Annotated in this window: 15 protein-coding genes; 9 read left to right on the top strand and 6 right to left on the bottom strand. The window is 56.7% G+C overall.

Annotated features, from left to right (window positions below; all coding sequences use genetic code 11):
- The first annotated feature begins 114 nt into the window (after positions 1-114).
- The 5 genes from RTU96_RS03500 (at position 115) to RTU96_RS03480 (ending at position 4,236) form a co-directional block, all read left to right on the top strand.
- The gene (locus RTU96_RS03500) at positions 115-327 is read left to right on the top strand and encodes a hypothetical protein (protein WP_312634980.1); all 213 of its coding nucleotides are present in this window, start codon (positions 115-117) and stop codon (positions 325-327) included.
- 81 nt (positions 328-408) lie between these two features.
- Positions 409-669, top strand: coding sequence for a hypothetical protein (locus tag RTU96_RS03495; protein ID WP_312634979.1), 261 nt, complete (start codon positions 409-411; stop codon positions 667-669).
- A gap of 69 nt (positions 670-738) precedes the next feature.
- A complete protein-coding gene (locus RTU96_RS03490) occupies positions 739-2,205 on the top strand; it encodes a recombinase family protein (RefSeq protein ID WP_312634977.1) in 1,467 nt (488 codons plus the stop codon).
- A complete protein-coding gene (locus RTU96_RS03485; RefSeq protein WP_312634976.1) occupies positions 2,186-2,563 on the top strand; it encodes a hypothetical protein in 378 nt (125 codons plus the stop codon). Before RTU96_RS03490 ends, RTU96_RS03485 begins: the two co-directional genes overlap by 20 nt.
- A gap of 611 nt (positions 2,564-3,174) precedes the next feature.
- Positions 3,175-4,236, top strand: a complete 1,062-nt coding sequence (locus RTU96_RS03480) for an HD-GYP domain-containing protein (protein ID WP_312634974.1) — start codon at positions 3,175-3,177, stop codon at positions 4,234-4,236.
- Positions 4,237-4,384: 148 nt separating this feature from the next.
- On the opposite strand, the gene RTU96_RS03475 is transcribed toward RTU96_RS03480, so the two are convergent.
- Both RTU96_RS03475 and RTU96_RS03470 read right to left on the bottom strand, forming a co-directional pair.
- Positions 4,385-6,259 (bottom strand): DUF4914 family protein, encoded by a 1,875-nt coding sequence (locus tag RTU96_RS03475; protein ID WP_312634973.1) that lies wholly within the window; start codon positions 6,257-6,259, stop codon positions 4,385-4,387.
- A 151-nt stretch (positions 6,260-6,410) separates the two neighbouring features.
- Positions 6,411-6,743 (bottom strand): DUF3870 domain-containing protein, encoded by a 333-nt coding sequence (locus tag RTU96_RS03470; protein ID WP_312634972.1) that lies wholly within the window; start codon positions 6,741-6,743, stop codon positions 6,411-6,413.
- 330 nt (positions 6,744-7,073) lie between these two features.
- On the opposite strand from RTU96_RS03470, the gene RTU96_RS03465 reads away from it, so the two are divergent.
- The gene (locus tag RTU96_RS03465; protein ID WP_312634971.1) at positions 7,074-7,964 is read left to right on the top strand and encodes a DUF4392 domain-containing protein; all 891 of its coding nucleotides are present in this window, start codon (positions 7,074-7,076) and stop codon (positions 7,962-7,964) included.
- Positions 7,965-8,202: 238 nt separating this feature from the next.
- Here the strand turns inward: RTU96_RS03465 and RTU96_RS03460 are convergent, their stop codons facing one another.
- Positions 8,203-8,631: an EamA family transporter gene (locus RTU96_RS03460; RefSeq protein ID WP_312634970.1), complete on the bottom strand. Its 429-nt coding sequence runs from the start codon at positions 8,629-8,631 to the stop codon at positions 8,203-8,205.
- A gap of 310 nt (positions 8,632-8,941) precedes the next feature.
- On the opposite strand from RTU96_RS03460, the gene RTU96_RS03455 reads away from it, so the two are divergent.
- From RTU96_RS03455 to RTU96_RS03445, 3 genes are all read left to right on the top strand, one after another.
- The gene (locus tag RTU96_RS03455) at positions 8,942-9,394 is read left to right on the top strand and encodes a hypothetical protein (RefSeq protein WP_312634968.1); all 453 of its coding nucleotides are present in this window, start codon (positions 8,942-8,944) and stop codon (positions 9,392-9,394) included.
- A 338-nt stretch (positions 9,395-9,732) separates the two neighbouring features.
- Entirely contained in the window at positions 9,733-11,220 is a 1,488-nt protein-coding gene (locus tag RTU96_RS03450) for a dihydrolipoyl dehydrogenase (protein ID WP_312634967.1), read from the top strand.
- Positions 11,221-11,376: 156 nt separating this feature from the next.
- Complete coding sequence (locus RTU96_RS03445) at positions 11,377-11,829, top strand: redoxin domain-containing protein (RefSeq protein ID WP_312634966.1); 453 nt, start codon at positions 11,377-11,379, stop codon at positions 11,827-11,829.
- A 109-nt stretch (positions 11,830-11,938) separates the two neighbouring features.
- On the opposite strand, the gene carB is transcribed toward RTU96_RS03445, so the two are convergent.
- From carB to RTU96_RS03430, 3 genes are all read right to left on the bottom strand, one after another.
- Positions 11,939-15,952 (bottom strand): carbamoyl-phosphate synthase large subunit, encoded by a 4,014-nt coding sequence (gene carB, locus RTU96_RS03440; protein WP_312634965.1) that lies wholly within the window; start codon positions 15,950-15,952, stop codon positions 11,939-11,941.
- Positions 15,952-17,016 (bottom strand): carbamoyl phosphate synthase small subunit, encoded by a 1,065-nt coding sequence (locus RTU96_RS03435; RefSeq protein WP_312634964.1) that lies wholly within the window; start codon positions 17,014-17,016, stop codon positions 15,952-15,954. The genes carB and RTU96_RS03435 overlap by 1 nt, the downstream gene beginning before the upstream one ends.
- A gap of 396 nt (positions 17,017-17,412) precedes the next feature.
- Positions 17,413-18,471 (bottom strand): BMP family protein, encoded by a 1,059-nt coding sequence (locus tag RTU96_RS03430; RefSeq protein WP_312634963.1) that lies wholly within the window; start codon positions 18,469-18,471, stop codon positions 17,413-17,415.
- Positions 18,472-18,510 lie beyond the last annotated feature (39 nt).

Below are 18,510 nucleotides of genomic sequence, written 5' to 3'. Positions count from 1 at the left end.
GCGGGCGCTCCTCCCAAAACCGCTTGATATTGTTCATGGCATTTCCTCCCTTCCTGAGGTCTTGAAACATCTGTACTTCCGTGATAAAATAACCTATCAGTTGAAACTAATAAGATGAGTGACCCCTTCGTTACCGAGTCTTACATCAACATTCTGTACAAAGCGAATACCCGCAAGGGGATTTGTCGTCTGCGTCTTACGGCTAGCCAAAAAATGTTGATTATCCCGGATGAAAATAAGAATGATATGAAGTATCCGCTTCAGGATATTTATGAACTGAATCAGTACAAGGACGCACTGCCTGCCGTCTTACAGCGGTATCTGTAACAATGTGTCCAATCCGGACACATTGGAGGGCATATGAACAACGAAGAAAAGATTCTAGAAATTCCGGAAAAACAGGGGTAAATGCTGGAGCGGCACGGTAAACTGCTGGGGACGATCCAGACTGCTGGGGACGATCTGAAAGAGCGCGTGGTGAAAATTAAAATCACACAGGAGAATGTCATCATCCCCAGCATTCAGACTCTGTCCGAAGGACAGGCGAATCTCCTCGCCACGCTGGCCCCAAAGAACCGTGTGGAAGCTCTGGAGGACGAGGTGGCCTTCATGAAGTCCGTCGTTAAAATCCTGTCTCAGGAAGTCGCGGAGCTGAAGAAAGCCCAGTGACCAAAAGCGCCGCCCCGCCGGGGCGGCGCAAAGTATAGCGTGCTCGAATTGGGCAGATGGGGGTGAGGCATGTATACGGCAATCTACGCCCGGCAGAGCCTTGACAAAAAGGACAGTCTTTCCATTGAGGGGCAGGTGGACCTGTGCCGCGCCGAGGCTGCCGATGAATTTAAGGTTTATACCGACAAGGGCTTTTCCGGCAAGAACACTCACCGTCCATCCTTTGCCAAGCTAATGAAGGACGTTGAATCCGGAGAGGTTGAAAAACTGGTGTGCTATCGGCTCGATCGAATCTCCCGTTCCATTATGGACTTCGGCATGATTTGGGAGACGCTGAATCAGAATCATGTTGAGTTTGTCTCCATCAATGAAAAGTTTGATACGTCCACGCCGGTCGGACGCGCCATGCTCTATATCATTATGGTTTTCGCGCAGTTAGAGCGGGAAACCATAGCAGAACGAGTGAAGGATAATTATTACCAGCGCGTGAAAAAAGGCGCTTGGCCCGGCGGCCCTGCGCCCTTTGGCTTTCAGATTGCACAGGAGCGGGTAAACGGGCAGAAATCCCTTGAACCGACGCCGGAAATAGAAACCGTAAAGCACATTTTCAACATGTACGCAGAGGCCGGAACGTCGCTTGGCAAAATTGCAAAAGCGCTGACCGAAGAGGGGATTCCGTGTGCCAGAAGGACCGGCTGGGACGGCGTATCCGTGGGGCGCATTTTGCGCAACCCAGCCTACGCCAAAGCGACCGAAGCAGTCTATGCGTATTACAAAGCAAAAGGCGCAATTATTTATAATGACGCCTCTGAATTTACAGGGAAATTCGCCTCCATTATGATCGGGAAACGCACGTCAAATGAAAGAAAGTACACCAACATGCAGGAGCATCTTCTGGCAATCTCCTCTCACAAAGGAATGATCGAAGGGGAGCAATTTTTAACCTGTCAATTCCGCATGGACAACAACCGGCAGATTAAAAACACCGGAAAGGGAAAGCTTACTTGGCTTTCCGGACTGCTGCACTGTGCGGAATGCGGTTATAGCCTGCGCGTTATCGAAGATAAGCAGTACAATCGAAAGTACCTGTCCTGCGCGGGCCGCTCGAACCTCCACATCTGTTCTGTTGTCCATAGCGAACGTATCGAAGACGTCGAAGCAATGGTAGAATCGGTTTTGATGAAGCGCTTTGCAAAGCAGCAGGCTTTTCCACCCGCAGAAACCCTCAGTCCAAAGCCGCAAGACAAATGGGTGAATGAGTTAGAGCAAATCGAAAATAAAATTTTTAATTTGATACAGGCTCTCGCAGACGGCAATGATGTTTCCAAACAGTACATCAATGCGGCGATTCAAAAGCTGGACGACGAAAAGCAAGCCATCCTGAGCAGGATAGAAACCGTCGCAAACACGCCTTCCACAGAAGCAATTGCATATGATTTCAGTGGCTTGGATTTTGAAACAAAAAAGAAGACCGCCGCAGCAGTCATCAAAAATGTGCTGTGCGCTCCATCGGGTATTGAAGTCAAATTGCGTTGAGCATCAACACTTTATTTTTGTGTGGTATGTTGACAGCTTAGACTGGAAGGGTCTATCGGCGGACGAAATCACACGGCGGGTGACCTCCAAAGTTCAGCCCGGGTCCATCGTCCTATTCCACAACGCGGCGGAGCACACCCCCGCCGCCCTGCCAGGCATTCTGGAATATCTGATCGGGCAAGGCTACTCCGTGGTTCCCATCTCACAAATCATCGTCAAGGGCGAGTGTAATCAGGACTACACCATCGACCACACCGGCCGCCAGAAAGCAGCCAAAAGCTCCACGGAGGGCAGCGCCGCGCCCGGAGCAAGCGGCAGCGCGGAAAATTCTCCGGCCGCCTCCGCTGGAAATACCTGACGCGGGGCCGCTCCAAAATTGTCCGGTTCAACATCCACCATTTCTTAATAAACCGCCTTATCCGGGGTACAACGTCTCCGTCATCCCGACGCGTCCCCTTCCCCCGCGGCAAAGGACCCCGGCGCGGAGATATTCCGCGCCGGGGCAGCTCTATGCAATCCCTCTGCTTTCCGAAAATAATTGGCTTGCGGATTCCTCAGCCACGCTTACGGCAACACCATACAAAGGGAAGCGCGGGACTGCGCCGTCAGATTTGAAGTATAATCAAAGGATGCAAGCAAGTCTGCGTTTCAGGCGTTAGTCGCTTTTTGTTCGGTGTTGCCTTAAGTATCATACTGCGCCGCGCAGCCCGGGCGGTGCGCCCGGGCCGCACGAACCAAGGAAAATTCTTCTTCAAGTATTTGACATTTTTCTCAAATACGGATATAATACAACCTCTGGCAACGAATGGTTTGTCCCGTATTTTTTGGCCTTGCGCTCCCAAGACGGAGGGCACGGACCGGACCGCGAGGCGAACCGCTTTCAACCCTGACGGCCGGACCGCGAAGAAGCCGTGTCTCCGCTGGGACGGAGGATATCGTGTGCAGAACATATGTTGAAAGGGTATCGCGATGAGATTCGTAGCGGCAAATTGTTTACGCGAGGGCATGCAGCTTGCAAAGCCCTTGTACCGCGGACCGAACACCATGCTCTCTACCGGAATCACACTGAACAACGCATATATTGGCGGCATTCTGCGGGCCGGCTATGCGGGCGCTTACATTGAAGACGACCTTTCCCGGGACATTGAGGTCATCGACACCATCAGCGGCGAGCTACGCACGGAGACGATGCGGGGCATTCAGAAAATCATTTCCACCGCCCGACAGGGCGGTAAAAAACCGCACCCGGTCAATGTCTCCGCCCAGATTGAATGCATTGTGCGGGAGCTTTCCGGAAACCGGAACGTAATGGTGAACATGCTGGATTTAAGCAGCTACGACAGCTACACGTATTCCCACTCTCTTAACGTTGCGGTGCTGTCCATCGTTTTGGGCATCGCTATGAATTTTCCCGTGAGCGACCTGATTGCCTTGGGCAGCGGCGCTCTGCTGCACGACATCGGAAAAGTATTTATCAACAAGCAGATTGTTCAAAAAAGCGGGCCTCTGACTCCAGAGGAATTCGAGCTGATGAAAACCCATTCCCAGATGGGCTACGACTATATCATGTCGGAATACCGGCTTCCGCCCCGAAGCTGCCGGCCTATTTTAGAGCACCACGAGCGGTACGACGGCTCCGGCTATCCTCTGCAAAAGAAGGGTACAGGCATCTCCCTCTACGGACGGATTACCGCCCTTGCCGACGTGTACGACGCGCTGACCTCCGAGCGGCCCTATCGGAAGGCGCTGCCGGCCAACGAGGGTGTTGAATTTGTGATGGCCAGCGCTGAAACCCTGTTCGACCCGGAGGCGGTCAACGCCTTTACAAAGAGAATTGCCCCCTATCCTGTGGGCACCTCCGTGGCGCTGAGCAACGGGTGGACCGGACTGGTCATCAGAAATTACGCGTCCTACTGCCTGCGGCCCAAGGTCCGTATTTACCGACAGGACGGCAGAGCGGTAAAGCCCTTTGAGATTTCTCTGAAGGATGATTTTGGCTATTTGAACGTCACTATCAAGGGCGTTGCATAGAGAAAACTTTACGCCGCTAAATTTTTAAATAATTGTCCATCGCCCCGGCGGTGCGGCGCAAGATGGCATACCCTCATAAAAAATTACCTTTTTCTAAAAAGAACGGCCCCGGCGCGGAAAATTCCGCGCCGGGGCCGCATTATGTCGTTTATTCAAGACCCAGAGGTAGGATTTTGCAGTAATCCTCCACGGTGCCGCCGGCAGCAAAGCACTCCAGGATCTGCCGCCCCACCGGATGCAGCTCCGGCGTGTCGTAGACCAGCAGTTCCTTGGCAAAAAAGTCGGTGAGTATTTTCGCGCCCACCCGATAGCCCTCCTCGCCGAGAAGCTCCTGCAATTCCGGACGGAGGAACTTGGGGGGGATATGCTGACCATCCACCTTCATGTCCTTCAGGCAATAGCCCAAAATCGGGCAGGGCGCGGGTGTAAGCCGGTCCATGCGCATATTCACGCCGCCACGCCGGGCCAGATATTCCCGGGAAATCCACTCCGGGGCAAAGCCCACCTGATAAATGCCGATATTCTGGTTAGGCGTCAGCACATACCGGGTGGCGGTACAGCGCAGAATCTGCTCCATCAGAAGGTTTGCCTGCTTCACCCGCAATCCGGTGGCAAAGGGCCAATAGGACCCCACGCCCTCCGCCGCCAGCGCAGAATCCCCGCTGACGGAGGGGTTGTTGTATCCCCGGGGAGCCACCAGCCGCCACAGCCACGCCAGCGCAGGAGGCAGAATGTGCAACAGCCCCACGATGCCATAGCTGGGACGCTGGGCCGTTGACGGGGGCATGCGCACGCCAAAGCTGCGCACATTCACCTCCACCGGCCCGGTGACAATGTTGTCCACCAGCCGCCGGGGAATGATGACCCGGGGGTTGGAGCAGGGCCGCCCCGTGGAGTCCAGCGTATGCTCCCACAAAAGGCAGGTGGAATTGGGCACGCCGTCCAGATTAAAGAAAATCAGCGGTTCCTTCGTGTGGATGGTGATGCGTTCATACAGCCGGTCGCAGCCGTACTCCGTAATGCCGTCCACCCGGACAAACCAGCCGTCTTCCCCATCCGCCAGCGCCAGCTTGCCGTTTGCAGGCTGAAAATCCGGCGGGCAGATGGCCATGTCGTCCGTCACGGGCTGAATGGTGCAGGTGTCGCTCATGCTGATATAGTGGCGGGTCCCGCTGATGGAGTTCACGCCCACCAGCACCCGTCCGTCGGAGTCCCGGTGTACATCCTCCAGCAGCTCGCTCTTTCCTCCGCCGGACGCGCCCTCGTGCATCATCACCATCTCGTTTTCATAAGGGGTGATGATCCGGGCGGCGGAGGCGTGGGCCGTGACCCAGCCCTCCTGCTCTCCAATGTCCAGCAGCACGCTGTACACGCCCTTTTTCGCCGAGGGGCCGGGATAGAGGTTATAGGAGAAAATCTCGTGGAGCTTTTCTCCCCGGCTGTGCACCACCACCTGCCGCCCGCCAAAGCGGGTGTGGCGCAGGGGCGGGGCCACGTAAACGATGGCCCGGGGCTCAAACTTCTCCAGCTCCCGGACGTTGACAAAGGCCTGAAGCTGGGAGAGGGCAAAAGCAAAAAACGCCGCGTTCCGGGGGCACACCAGCATCGCTTCATAGCCATAGTCGTATCCTCCGGCCTTGAAGGGCACCACAATCAGCTCCTGCCCGGAGAGCCAGTGGAACGTCTCCTCCCGCACCTCGTCAAAGCCATAGCCATACGTGTCCTCAAACCGGGGCTTATCGGTGGGCTGGTCGTCGGCGATGCGCATGCAATCCGGGTCTCGGCGGCGCATATAGTCCTCTGTGTAATTCACCACGGCTCCGTTTTTGCAGCGGACCACGTCCGCCTCGTGGACGGGCCGCCCATCCACGTCGTATACCACGTCAATCCGGGTAGTGTGCTCGTTGCCGAAAATCAGCTCGTAAAGCGTCTCCTTGCTCTCCGGAACGATGACACTGGGACTGCAATCCACAACAGCGGCCAGCTCCTCCGGCAATACAAAGCGTTTTAATATCTCATTCAAATCCGGTCCCTCGCTTCCAGTGCAGTTATCTGATCATTTTTCAATCATTTGGTCTAAAAAATTCATCGGTTAAATCATGCAACCGATTAACTATAACATATTTTTCGGTGCTATTCAAGTCCGCTCCGCGCTTTTCGCGGGTCTTTCCACTTTAAACGCTCTCACCGCTTTGGGCGGCACGATAGCGGTTGGCCGCGTCCTTCAGACAGGCAATCAGGGGCTTTTGCGTCAGCGCAAAATAGCGGGTGCGGATGTCCGCCTCCATTGCCGCCAAGTCCTCTCCAAGGCGGCGGCCCACCAGCATTTCTCGGACGAACGCGGCCGTCACGTCCAAAATCGTGTTGCAGGCGGCGTCCAGAATCAGCCCCGTGTCCCGCTCCAGCACCAGACTGATGTAAAATTCTCCGTGGGTTTGGCAGATGGCGTCGCCCCGGCTGGGCTTGGCCTGTCCCACCACCAAAATCGTGTTTTCCGGATATCCCATAGCCGCCCCTTTCCTTCCCCTTTCCTTCCCCTTCCGGGGAGACGCCGCTCCGTGTTCTTTCCGGTCGGGCAAGGCGCCATGAAGTGGTTATACCACAGATTTTGCCGAAAATCCAGCGTGAAATTTGTCCTCTCGCCGCCTTGACGGACCGGCGCTTCCCTGCTATACTGTCCCCAGAGCAAAGCGGTCCGCTTTGGCTCTTTGATTCGTTTTTGCCCGCGCGGAACGTCTCTCCGGCGCTTCCCCCCGCGGCCAAGATCCACGAATTTTGTGTTGCACAAAATTAGTGGGTCTTTTTTTGTTGAAAAGGCCCTCCTCGGGAGGTATTTTATGGATTTTTACGAACAGCTCTGGGCGCTTCTGCGCCGGGACGAGACAGGCCGGGGCCTTGCCCGGTGGCTGCCCACCCCGGATTTTGACGCGCTGACCCACACGCTGCTCTCGGCAGAGCGGGCGGTGATTCTCACCGGCTTTCCGGTGGACTGCGGCGGCGTGTTTCATGGCGAGACGGACGGCCCCTCCGGCGCGGCCAATCTGGCCCGGGCATTGATGGCGGCGGACTGCAACGCAATCCTGCTGTGCGGAAGCGTCTCCCTCCCGCAGGTGCGGGCCGCAGCCGGTGTTCTTGCTCCGGGGGCTGAGATTGTCTGTCTTCCCGACAGAGCCACGGCGGCCTTTGCCCAAGGTCTTCTGAACCGAATCTGTCCCACTCACTTTTTTACCATCGAGCACCCCGGCAAAAGCGCGGACGGCCATTTTTACAATATGCACGGATGCGTAATCGACGACATGGTGACGGACGCGGAGATTTTTCTGCCGCTGGCCCGCCGGATGGGGGCCGTGACCATTGCCGTGGGCGACGGGGGAAATGAACTGGGGATGGGCGCGCTTCGTCCGGTGGTGGAGGCCCATGTGCCCCACGGCAAGCGCCTTGCCGCCGTGGGGCGGGCGAATTTCACGCTGGCAGCCGGGGTCTCCAACTGGTGGGGTTGGGCGGCGGCTGCGCTTTTGTCCGCCGCCACCAGGCAGCGGCTGCTTCCCTCGCCGGAAGAAGAGCTGATGGCGCTTCAAGCCGTGATCGCCTCCGGCGGTGTAGACGGCTGCACGGGAAAATCGGCCCTCTCGGTGGATGCGCATCCCTTGTCCTTTCATCTGGAGCAACTTCGCCGCATGGAGGATGCACTGTGCGCCGCTCCGTGTCGCGTGCTCAGCGGCGTATAGTCCCCTTTTTCCCAGAAAGGAGCGGCAGAGTTTTTCGGGTTCCCACTCGCTTTTTGGGGGACAGGCCGGAAACTGCCGCATAAAAACGCACTTCAATATGGAGAAATTCCTGATCGACGCGGAGTACATCTACAATGGGATATGCACGGCGGGGCCGGGCGGGAAATTCCCGTCCGGCCCCGCTCACTGTCCGATTTTTCTTTTACCGGCGCGCTTTCTTTCGCGCTTCGCAGGGGCTTTATTTGTTGATCAGGAACAGCCCCAGCATGCACACCAAAATCCCCACGATTTTGGTGGGGCTAATCGTCTCGTGATAGGCAAGCACACCCACCAAAATCAGGCAAACGGCCAAAATGCTGCTGTAAACCAGTTGCCCGCTGCTGACGTTCCAGCCCGCCTTGTACATATAAATGGATCCGGCCTCCAACCCCACCACAGCGAAGCCCAATACAAAGCTGCTCCAATTGATGCTCTGATATTCCCGGAAAAGCGAACCGCCCCGGTTCAGGGCAAAATACATCAGTGCGGAAAACGCCGCGCCGATGACATACGTCACGGTCAGCGCCGCAAAGGGATTGATTTCCGCCGGCGTCTCCTTGGAGCACACATTATAAAACACGTTGGAAAGCACCACCAGCGCAATGGGCCAGATCATTGAAAACGACATCGTTCTTCCTCCACAGCAAAAAACAGACAGCCAGACCAGCCTGACTGTCGAAAAATACGCATCCGAGCTATTCCTTATGTTATCATACCACATTTCCGATTGCAAGATGAATCCGCGCCGCGCGTGCACTGTCAGCCAGCGCCGTGAACCTCCCTGCGCGCAAGCGTCTTATTGCAATAGTAAGGTATTCTTCTTGGCCCTACCATTTCCGGTAAAAAGTGATACAATATAGCTTAACAGGATTCAGCAATTAAACAACTTGAGATTGATGGAAAGCGTGATATCTATGAAAAAATACTGTATTGCTTTTATGGTATGTCTTCTACTTCTTTTAGTTGGCTGTGGGAAAAACACTAAGGACCCCAACGATTCCTTATGGACAAACGCCAGCAGCTCCGTCGAATCAAATACGCCCCCTGTGGATATTGCCATTGATTACGGAGCATCAACGCAGTTTACACAGCAAGACATGGATTCGGCGATTGAAACGATTCAAAGCGAATTTGCCACATGGGACGGCTGCGTATTGCATTCACTTGCATTTTACGGTGATGAGGCAGGCAACAACTATCTTGAAGAATATAACACTTGGGGAAATCCGACCTATAAGGAATGTATTGTCTTCAATTCCACATTTCACTCTCCAGTGAAGTCCAGCACAGAAACTGCGTTGGAGGAAGATTCCGAATATACGTGGCAGTGGTATTTGATCAGAGACAGCAGCAGCGACCCATGGACTCTTATAACATGGGGCCAGGGCTAAGCGAGTTTTAATATCGGCAATCCCGCATAGCGCGGCCCACACAAGGCACAATAAGCCCTGCATTTATTACGTCAGAAGCACCCACCCCGCTATACTGGGCGGGCGCTTTTTCATATGCGTTCAAAGACTCCATTTAATATCATTGAGCTGTCATATGGTGTTTCGCGCTCCTTGGGCCAAACGTCCCTTCCCCGCAGCTTACCGCTTTGCGTATAAATTCCGGGATTTCCCTTGAATGACTTGACGCGGGCGGGGTTTTCGGTAAAATAGAGAGTATGAGGGACAGGCCCGGGAAAGCCACGCAGACCCGGGATAAGTTATAAAGGAGGCATCGCAGGGTGAAGCATTTTGATTTGGTCATTGTTGGAAGCGGCGCGGGACTGATGGTGATGGAGGCCGCCTTGGAAAAGGGCCTTCGCTGCGCGCTGATAGAAAAGGCAAAGCTGGGCGGAACCTGCCTGACAAAGGGCTGCATTCCGTCAAAGATGCTGGTTTATCCGGCGGATTTTATCCGGGAAGCGGAGCGGGCTTCCCGCATCGGCGTCAGCGTGGGGCATCCTACCATCGACTGGGAGGTGATCTCCCGCAGGATGTGGGTGCAGATCGACTTTCACAAAACCATCGAAAAAAATCTGGGGCAGCTTCCGAATCTGACACTGTACAAGGGTACCGGCGCTTTTACCGGTCCCAACAGCATGACCGTTCTACAAGAAGACGGGACGGAGGAGGAGATCACCGGAGACAAATTTCTGCTGGCGGTGGGAGCCAGAACTTCCGTTCCCCCGGTGGAGGGCTTGGAGGAAGCCGGTTACGTCACCTCGGAAACCTTTTTCGGGGAAAAGTATCCCAAAAAACCATGGGAAAGTCTTATAATCATCGGCGGCGGCTCCATCAGCACGGAATTTGCCCACATTTTCTCCGCATTCGGCACAAAGGTGACGATTCTCGTCCGCTCCGGCGGGATTTTGAATAAGGAGGAGCCGGAGGTCGCAGAATTTGTCAGCCGCCAGTTTGCCGAAAACGGAATCGAAATTCTGACCTACAGCACTCCCGTCTCCGTCCGGGCCGAGGGTGGAAAAAAATACGTCACCGTGGAAAACACCGCCACGAAAGAGCAATCTGTTTTAGAGTGCGAGGAAATTTTTATGGCCTCCGGCACCCGCTCCAACGCCGACACGCTGGACTTAGACAAGGCCGGAGTGGGGACGGACAAGCACGGCTGGATTGTGACAAACGGGTATCTTGAAACCTCTCAGCCCGGCATCTGGGCGCTGGGGGACGTGAACGGGAAATACCAGCTCCGACACAAGGCCAATTTTGAGGCCCAAATTCTCAGCCAAAACCTGTTTTCCGGCGAAGGCAAGCAGGAGGTGCGCTACGACGCTGTTCCTTGGGCCGTTTTCACCCATCCGCAAGTGGCGCATGTGGGCCTGACGGAACAGGAGGTGCAGGAGAAGGGCATCCCGTATCAGACGGCATACAACCACTTTTCCGAGGTGGTGGGCGGTCGGGCCATGGGCTATCACAGGCGGGACGGGGACGACGGGTTTGTGAAGGTGATTATCGGGTACGATAAAAAGCTGTTGGGCGTCCACATTGTGGGCCCGCAGGCGGCAGTGCTGCTTCAGCCCTTCGTATATCTCATGAACGCGGGCTATCAGTGCCAGAAGGTCCGGCGCGCCATGGCCGCCCGGGAGGTGGACGACCTGCGAATCATGTACCCCAACCTTGGGACCTATGCCCCCATCAACAACTCCATGGTTATCCATCCCTCCCTCAACGAGCTGACCGCATGGGTCTTTGAAAAAATTCACATCCCGGACTGAGTTCCCGACCCATGACGGGTTTCACAGAAAGACCATACAGATACCATCGCTTCCCCGGAAAGCTGTTGGGTAAATGCAAAACACCCCAAACACAGGAGCGCGCCGTCCGGGCCGGGCCCGCTCCCCAAGTATTATTTGAAAAGAGGAGGATTCAGCATGAACGCAATTCAAGTGGGCACAAAAGCTCCCGACTTCACCCTGTCCGACGGATTCGGCAAGGAAATCAAGCTCTCCGACTATCGGGGCAAACAGGTACTGCTGTCCTGGCATCCCCTGGCGTGGACCAGCGTGTGCACCGACCAGATGCGGGCACTGGAGACACACTTCGACGCTTTCGCAGCGAAGAACACCGTGGCCATTGGACTGAGCGTGGACCCGGCCCCGGGCAAAAAGGCTTGGGCCACAGTTCTGGCCATTGAGAACACCCCCCTTGTCAGCGACTTCTGGCCTCTGGGCAAAGTTTCGCAGGACTACGGCGTATATATGGAGCACCACGGCATGTCCGGCCGGGCCAACGTGCTGGTGGATGCGGAAGGCACTGTGAAATGGGTCAAGGTCTATCCCATCGGAGAGCTGCCAGACATCGACGAGGTACTCTCCGCCCTGTAAGAGGCGGCTTGCCTCCAAAGGGATTTCCCTGCCCCTGACGGGCGGATGAAACCTCCCATCTATTAAAAAGGGCGCGGGCCGCATTGCGGCCCGCGCTTTTCCGTTTCTCTTAATATTCCGCAATGCCCTCGTACACCAGCGTTGCATCGGCGGTGAGCGTCATCTCTTCCCCGGTATAGCGGACAACCATGTCCCCTCCGGCGGCTTTCACTGTGATGTCCCGATTTTTTGGACAAAGGCCCAGCTCCACTGCCGCCGCCACCGCTGCGCAGGCTCCGTCGCCGCAGGCGGCCGTCTCGCCGCTGCCCCGCTCCCAGACCCGCATTTTCACGGTGCTTTCGTTTACCACCCGGACAAACTCCGTATTGGTCCGCTCCGGCGCAAGCACGCCCCGCTCGAACCGAGGACCCAGCGTCGCCACGTCAACTTCGTCCACCCGGGGGCAGAACACCACACAGTGAGGGCTTCCCATGTCCACGCAGGTGACGCGCCACTCCGTTCCCCCGATTTCCACAGGCGCATTCACAAGCCGCCGCCTTGCGTCCAGCGAGGCCCGCCCCATGGACACGCAGGCGGAGGAAACCTGCCCGTTCATGACGGAAAGCTCAACGGCACGAACGCCGCTGACCGTTTCGATTTGCAGCTTTTCCTTATCTGTAAGCCCCTTGTCGTGCAGGTATTTCCCCATGCACAGCAGGGCGCTGCCCGACATGCTCCCCTCGGACCCGTCGGCATTGAACAGGCGCATCTTCGCGTCCGCCGTCTTGGAGCGCTGCATCAAAACGATGCCGTCCGCTCCCACGCCGGTATGCCGGTCGCACAATGTGATGCAGAGGGATTCCGGGCAGGTAATGGCCCCGTCGAAATCCTCCAGAAACACGAAGTCGTTGCCGCAGGTCTGGAGCTTTGCAAAGGGAAGCTTCTGCCGCTTTGTCCGCAGACGGCAGATGTCCACCAGCTCCGTGTTCTCCTGCGTATAGCGGCTGGCGAGAATATCCGCCAGCGCCGCGGCGGTATCCAGACTGGTAAGGCACGGAATCCCCAACTGAACGCAGCGGTGGTTCAGATGGATGAAGTCCCGGATATACTCCGGCTCTGTAGAGCCGGTGAGAATCACGAAGTCGATTTCCCCCGCTTCCAGCAGCTTAAAGACCCGGTTGTCCTGCCCCAGCTTACCCACAACCTCCACGTCCGCGCCAAGGCGGGAGATTTCATAGGCCGTGCGCTCGGTTCCGTAGAGCTTATAGCCCAAATCCACCAGCTTGCGGGCGATATGCACCACCTCCGGCTGGTCCCGACGGTTAACAGAGACGAGAATACCGCCCCGCCGTTCCCGCTCCACCCGATAGCCCGCGGAAACCAGACCTTTAAACAGAGCCTCCTGCAAATTTTTCCCAAGGCCCAGCACCTCCCCGGTGGATTTCATCTCCGGAGAAAGGGCGGCGTTTGCGTCGGTGAGCTTTTCAAAGGAGAAGACGGGAACCTTCACGGCCACGTAGGGCGGCGTTTTATAAAGTCCTGTGCCGTATCCAAGGGTGCGCAGGGGCTGCCCAGTCATCACCCGGGCGGCAAGGTCCACCATGGGCACACCCGTCACCTTAGAGAGGTAAGGCACCGTGCGGCTGGCACGGGGATTCACCTCAATGACATACAGCTCACCCTGATAGATTAAATACTGGATGTTGACAAGGCCCTTGGTTTTCAGGCTAAGAGCCAGCTTTTCAGAGCAGTCCACAATGGTTTTCAGCAGTCGGTCATTGATATTAAAGGGCGGATAGACCGCAATGGAATCCCCGGAGTGAACCCCGGTGCGCTCGATGTGCTGCATCACGCCGGGAATCAGCACGTCCGTCCCGTCGGAAATCACGTCCACTTCCAGCTCCCGCCCCTGAAGATACTGGTCCACCAGAATCGGTTCTCCGTTTCCGTTGGTCAGAATCGGTTCCATATACCGGCGGACTTCCGCCTCGTTGTGGGCGATGACCATGTTTTGCCCGCCGATGACGTAGGAGGGCCGCAGCAGCACAGGATAGCCCAGCTCCCCGGCAGCGGAAAGGGCCTGATCCAAGCTCAGTACCGCCCGGCCCTGAGGCCGCTTGATGAAAAACCGCTCCAACAGCGCGTCAAATTGCTCCCGGTCCTCCGCCATATCAATGGATTCGGCGGAGGTTCCCAAGATTTTCACGCCCTGTGCGTCCAAAAATTTGGTCAGCTTGATCGCCGTCTGACCGCCAAAGGCCACCACCACACCCACCGGGCGCTCCACCTCGATGATGTGCATCACGTCCTCGGGGCACAGCGGCTCGAAATACAGCCGGTCAGCGGTGTCATAGTCCGTGGAGACGGTTTCTGGGTTGTTGTTAACGATGACCACCTCATAGCCCAGCTTTTTCAGCGTCCATACGCAGTGGACGGAGGAATAGTCGAACTCGATGCCCTGTCCGATGCGGATGGGGCCGGAGCCAAGCACCAGCACCACAGGCTTTCCGCTGCGGGGAAAGGACCGGGACTCGCAGGTCTTGTCAAAAGAGGAGTAGAAATAGGGGGTCTGCGCGTCAAATTCCGCCGCGCAGGTGTCTACCATTTTATAAACGGCGGACTTGGCCCCGCCGGGAAGCGCCGTCTCACCGGACAATCGCAGCAGCGCCCCGTCGGGATAGCCGTACTGCTTTCCAGTTTTGTAATGCGCGGGAGTCAGACCGTCCCTTGTCAGGCGCTTTTCAAAATCCGCCAAATTTTGAAGTTTTCCCAGAAACCAGCGGTCAATTTTTGTGATTTGGTGGACTTCCTCCACGTCCACGTCCGCTTTCAGCGCTTCGAACACCGTGAAAAGCCGTCGGTCGTCCACCCGGGTCAGCCGCTCCCGCAAGGATGCGTTATCTCCGTCTTCCGCCGGACGGTTCAGGGTGTCCAGTCCAATTTCTGCACCCCGGACGGCCTTCATGATGGCCATTTCAAAGCCGGGGGCAATGGCCATCACCTCGCCGGTGGCCTTCATCTGGGTTCCCAGCTTTCGGCTTGCGTCGGCAAATTTGTCAAAGGGCCATTTGGGGATTTTCGCCACAATGTAATCCAGCGCAGGTTCAAAGCAGGCGCAGGTTTTGCCCGTCACGTCGTTCTTGATTTCGTCCAGCGTATAGCCAAGGGCAATTTTCGCCGTGACCTTGGCGATGGGATAGCCCGTGGCCTTAGACGCCAGCGCGGAGGATCGGGAGACACGGGGATTCACCTCAATCACCGCGTAGTGGAAGCTGTCGGGGTCCAGCGCAAGCTGGCAGTTGCACCCGCCCACGATGCCAAGAGACGAGATAATTTCCAGCGACGCGGTGCGCAGCATTTGAAACTCGCGGTCCGAAAGGGTCTGGGCGGGGGCCACCACGATGGAGTCCCCCGTGTGAACTCCCACGGGGTCCAGATTTTCCATAGAGCACACGGCAATGACGTTTCCGGCGGCATCGCGGATCGTCTCAAACTCAATTTCCTTCCAGCCAAAGATGGCCCGCTCCACCAAAATCTGCGAAATGGGGGACGCGTCCAGTCCGGTGGCGGCAATGATTTTCAGCTCTTCCCGGTTCGCTGCCGCGCCGCCGCCCGCGCCGCCCAGCGTAAACGCCGGGCGAACAATCACGGGATAGCCGATTAGCTCTGCCACAGCCAGTGCCTCGTCCACGGTGTTGGCAATATCCGATGGAACCACCGGCTGACCAATAGTCTCCATGGCTTCTTTAAACAGCTCCCGGTCCTCCGCCTTGGAGATGGCGGTCGCGTCCGTTCCCAGCAGGCGGACGCCTTCCCGCTCCAAAAATCCCTCCTTGGCAAGCTGCATGGCAAGGGTCAGTCCCGTCTGCCCGCCGAGGGAGGCCAAAAGACTGTCGGGCCGTTCCTTCTTAATAATGCGTTTCACCGTGGTCACGGTGAGAGGTTCTAAGTAAATCTCGTCCGCCATGGCCTGATCAGTCATGATGGTGGCGGGATTGGAGTTGCACAAAACCACCTCCACCCCCGCCTCTTTTAAAACGCGGCAGGCCTGCGCCCCCGCGTAGTCAAACTCGGCGGCCTGTCCGATGACGATGGGGCCGGAGCCGATGACCAAGGTTTTTTTAATCGACGTATCCAAAGGCATTACAGGTTTCCTCCCTTCATCAGCGCGGCAAAGCGGTCAAACAGGAACGCGGTGTCCTCCGGCCCCGAGCGGGCTTCAGGATGGAACTGGACAGTAAACGCCCTCAGCTCCGGATAGTCGATGCCCTCGCAGGTGCCGTCATTGGCGTTGACATAGCGGACGCGCCCGGCAGGTAGAGAATCGGCGTCCACCGCATAGCCGTGGTTTTGGCTGGTGATGAAGGTCCGAGGGCCGCTCAGGTCCCGCACGGGCTGATTCACGCCCCGGTGTCCGTACTTCATTCTATAGGTCCGTCCCCCCAACGCCAACGCCAGAAGCTGGTGCCCAAGGCAGATGCCGAACAGGGGCAGCTTTCCCGCAAGCTCCCGGAGCTGGTCAATCTGAAATTCCGCCTCCGCCGGGTCCCCGGGGCCGTTGGAAAGCATCACACCGTCCGGCTTCAGATCCAGCACCTCCGCCGCCGTGGTCATCGCAGGTAAAACCGTCACCTCACAGCCCCGCTTTTGAAGCTCCCTGACGATATTGCGTTTGGCTCCGTAGTCCAGCAGGGCCACGGAATGCTTTTTCTCTCCCTCCGCCGGATAGACCCGCGTCTCCCGGCAGGTGACGGCCGCCACCGCGCCCGTGACGGCGTACTTTTGCACCTGCTCCAGCCCGGCGGGCGGCGCAGCACAAATTGTGGCGTTCATCACGCCGTGCTCCCGGATAATCCGGGTCAGCTCCCGGGTGTCCACCCCGCAGATGCCCGGAACATTCTCCTGTTTCAGGTACGCATCCAAATCCATTTCACAGCGAAAGTTGGACGGGGCGGCGCACCACTCCCGGGCAACATAGCCCCGCACGGCGCAGCTTCCCTCGAAATCTTCGGGTATTACACCGTAGTTTCCCATCAAGGGGTAGGTCTGCAACACAATCTGCCCGTGATAGCTGGGGTCCGTCAGCGTTTCAAGATAGCCGCACATGCCGGTGGTAAACACCAGCTCCCCCACCGTGTCCCCGTCTGCGCCGAAGCGAATTCCCTCAAATATCTGCCCGTCCTGTAAAACCAGATACGCCTTTTTCATCCCTTTTTGACCGTCCCTTTCCCGTCCGCAATTCCACCGTGGCGGCTTCTTTTCATTTTAATTATTATCTGCTTTTTCGGCTCTTCCGTCAATTAGTTTATGTAAAATTATTCACAAATTTATGTATAATATTCTTTTTTAATTTTTGCTGCTTTTTAGTCATTTTGATGCAGTGCTAATAGCCGCAGCTTTTATTTTTTTCACTCCGCCGCGCATTAAAAACTTTCGCTTTGCCAAACGATATGTGTATTTTTATAATGCGCCCGCCTTCTTACAGAGCACAGAGCAGTCGCTTATCCCCGGCTGCACAAGAGCTTGTTCAGGCCGCCCGTTGGGCGGGCCTGAACAAGCTCGAAGGAATGAGACTCAATATGGGCCCCGGAGTGCGGGGCAGTTTTAGTTTTCGCTGTAATTGGGTGTAATCACCAGCTCGCCGCTCTTGATCTGATCGATCACGGCGTTCACCTTTCCGGACACGTCGTCGGACACCTCCGCGCTGAAAGCCGCCATGCTGACCACGCCGTCGTGCAGGCCGGGGAAAGCCTGTCCTCCATAGCCGCCCGCCTTGATGAGGTCAATCTGGGAGGAGATCATGTAGGGGATGTCCACCATCATGGAGGTGAGGCACAGCCCGTCGGCAACCAGGGCGGACTGGTCGGAGGTATAGCCGATGCAGTAGACCTTTTCGGCGCTGCACGCCTCCAAAACGCCAAGGCCCGTGTGGTCGCAGGTCTGAAGAATCACGTCCACGCCGTCCTCAATCATGGCGATTGCGGTTTCCTTGCCAAGGGCGGAGTCATCAAAGGTTCCGGTGATGACGGTTTTTACCTCGACGTCGGCGCTAACGCTGGCAACACCCTCAATAAACGCATTTTTATCGGACTGCTGGGTGGTGTTGTTGCCCCCGCCCACATAGCCGACTTTGCCGCTTTCGGTCATCAGGGCGGCAACCACGCCGGAGACATAGGCTCCCTCGCACTCTCGATAGTCCGCGAACATGATGTTGACAGGCAGCTCCGCTTCGGCAATGTCCTCGGGGGCGTTGCCGGTGATAAAGAAATTCACATTGGGATAATCCGCCGCCACGCGGCAGCACGCATCACCATACTGTGCGCCGTGGCCGATGACGAAGTCATAGCCGTCCTCGCAATAGCTGCGGAACACCGCCTCCATGTCGTTGGAGCCGACATTTTCCGTATACGCCACCTCATAGCCCGCGTCCTTAATCTGCATCAGGCCCTCGTATGCGGTCTGGTTCCAAGATTCGTCCGTGATGGAGCCGGGCAGCAAGATGGCGATTTTGGAGACGGTGGAGCGGTCGCTCACCTCGGAGGACGCGCCGCCCGAAGCGGGGGCGGAGGATTGACCGGCGGAGCTGCCGCCGCAGCCGGCAAGGATTCCGGCGGACAGAGCCAGCGTCAGGGCAAGAGAGAGAATCTTCGTGTGTCTTTTCATAAGGGACCTCCTAAAAATATATCATATCTTCCTTTGGAA

Origin of the sequence: Oscillibacter sp. (assembly GCF_032018205.1) — a bacterium.
In the GTDB taxonomy this organism is placed as follows: Bacteria; Bacillota; Clostridia; order Oscillospirales; family Oscillospiraceae; genus Oscillibacter.
The sequence above is the reverse complement of the archived record's forward strand: the minus strand, read 5'-3'. Positions and strand labels throughout refer to the sequence as shown.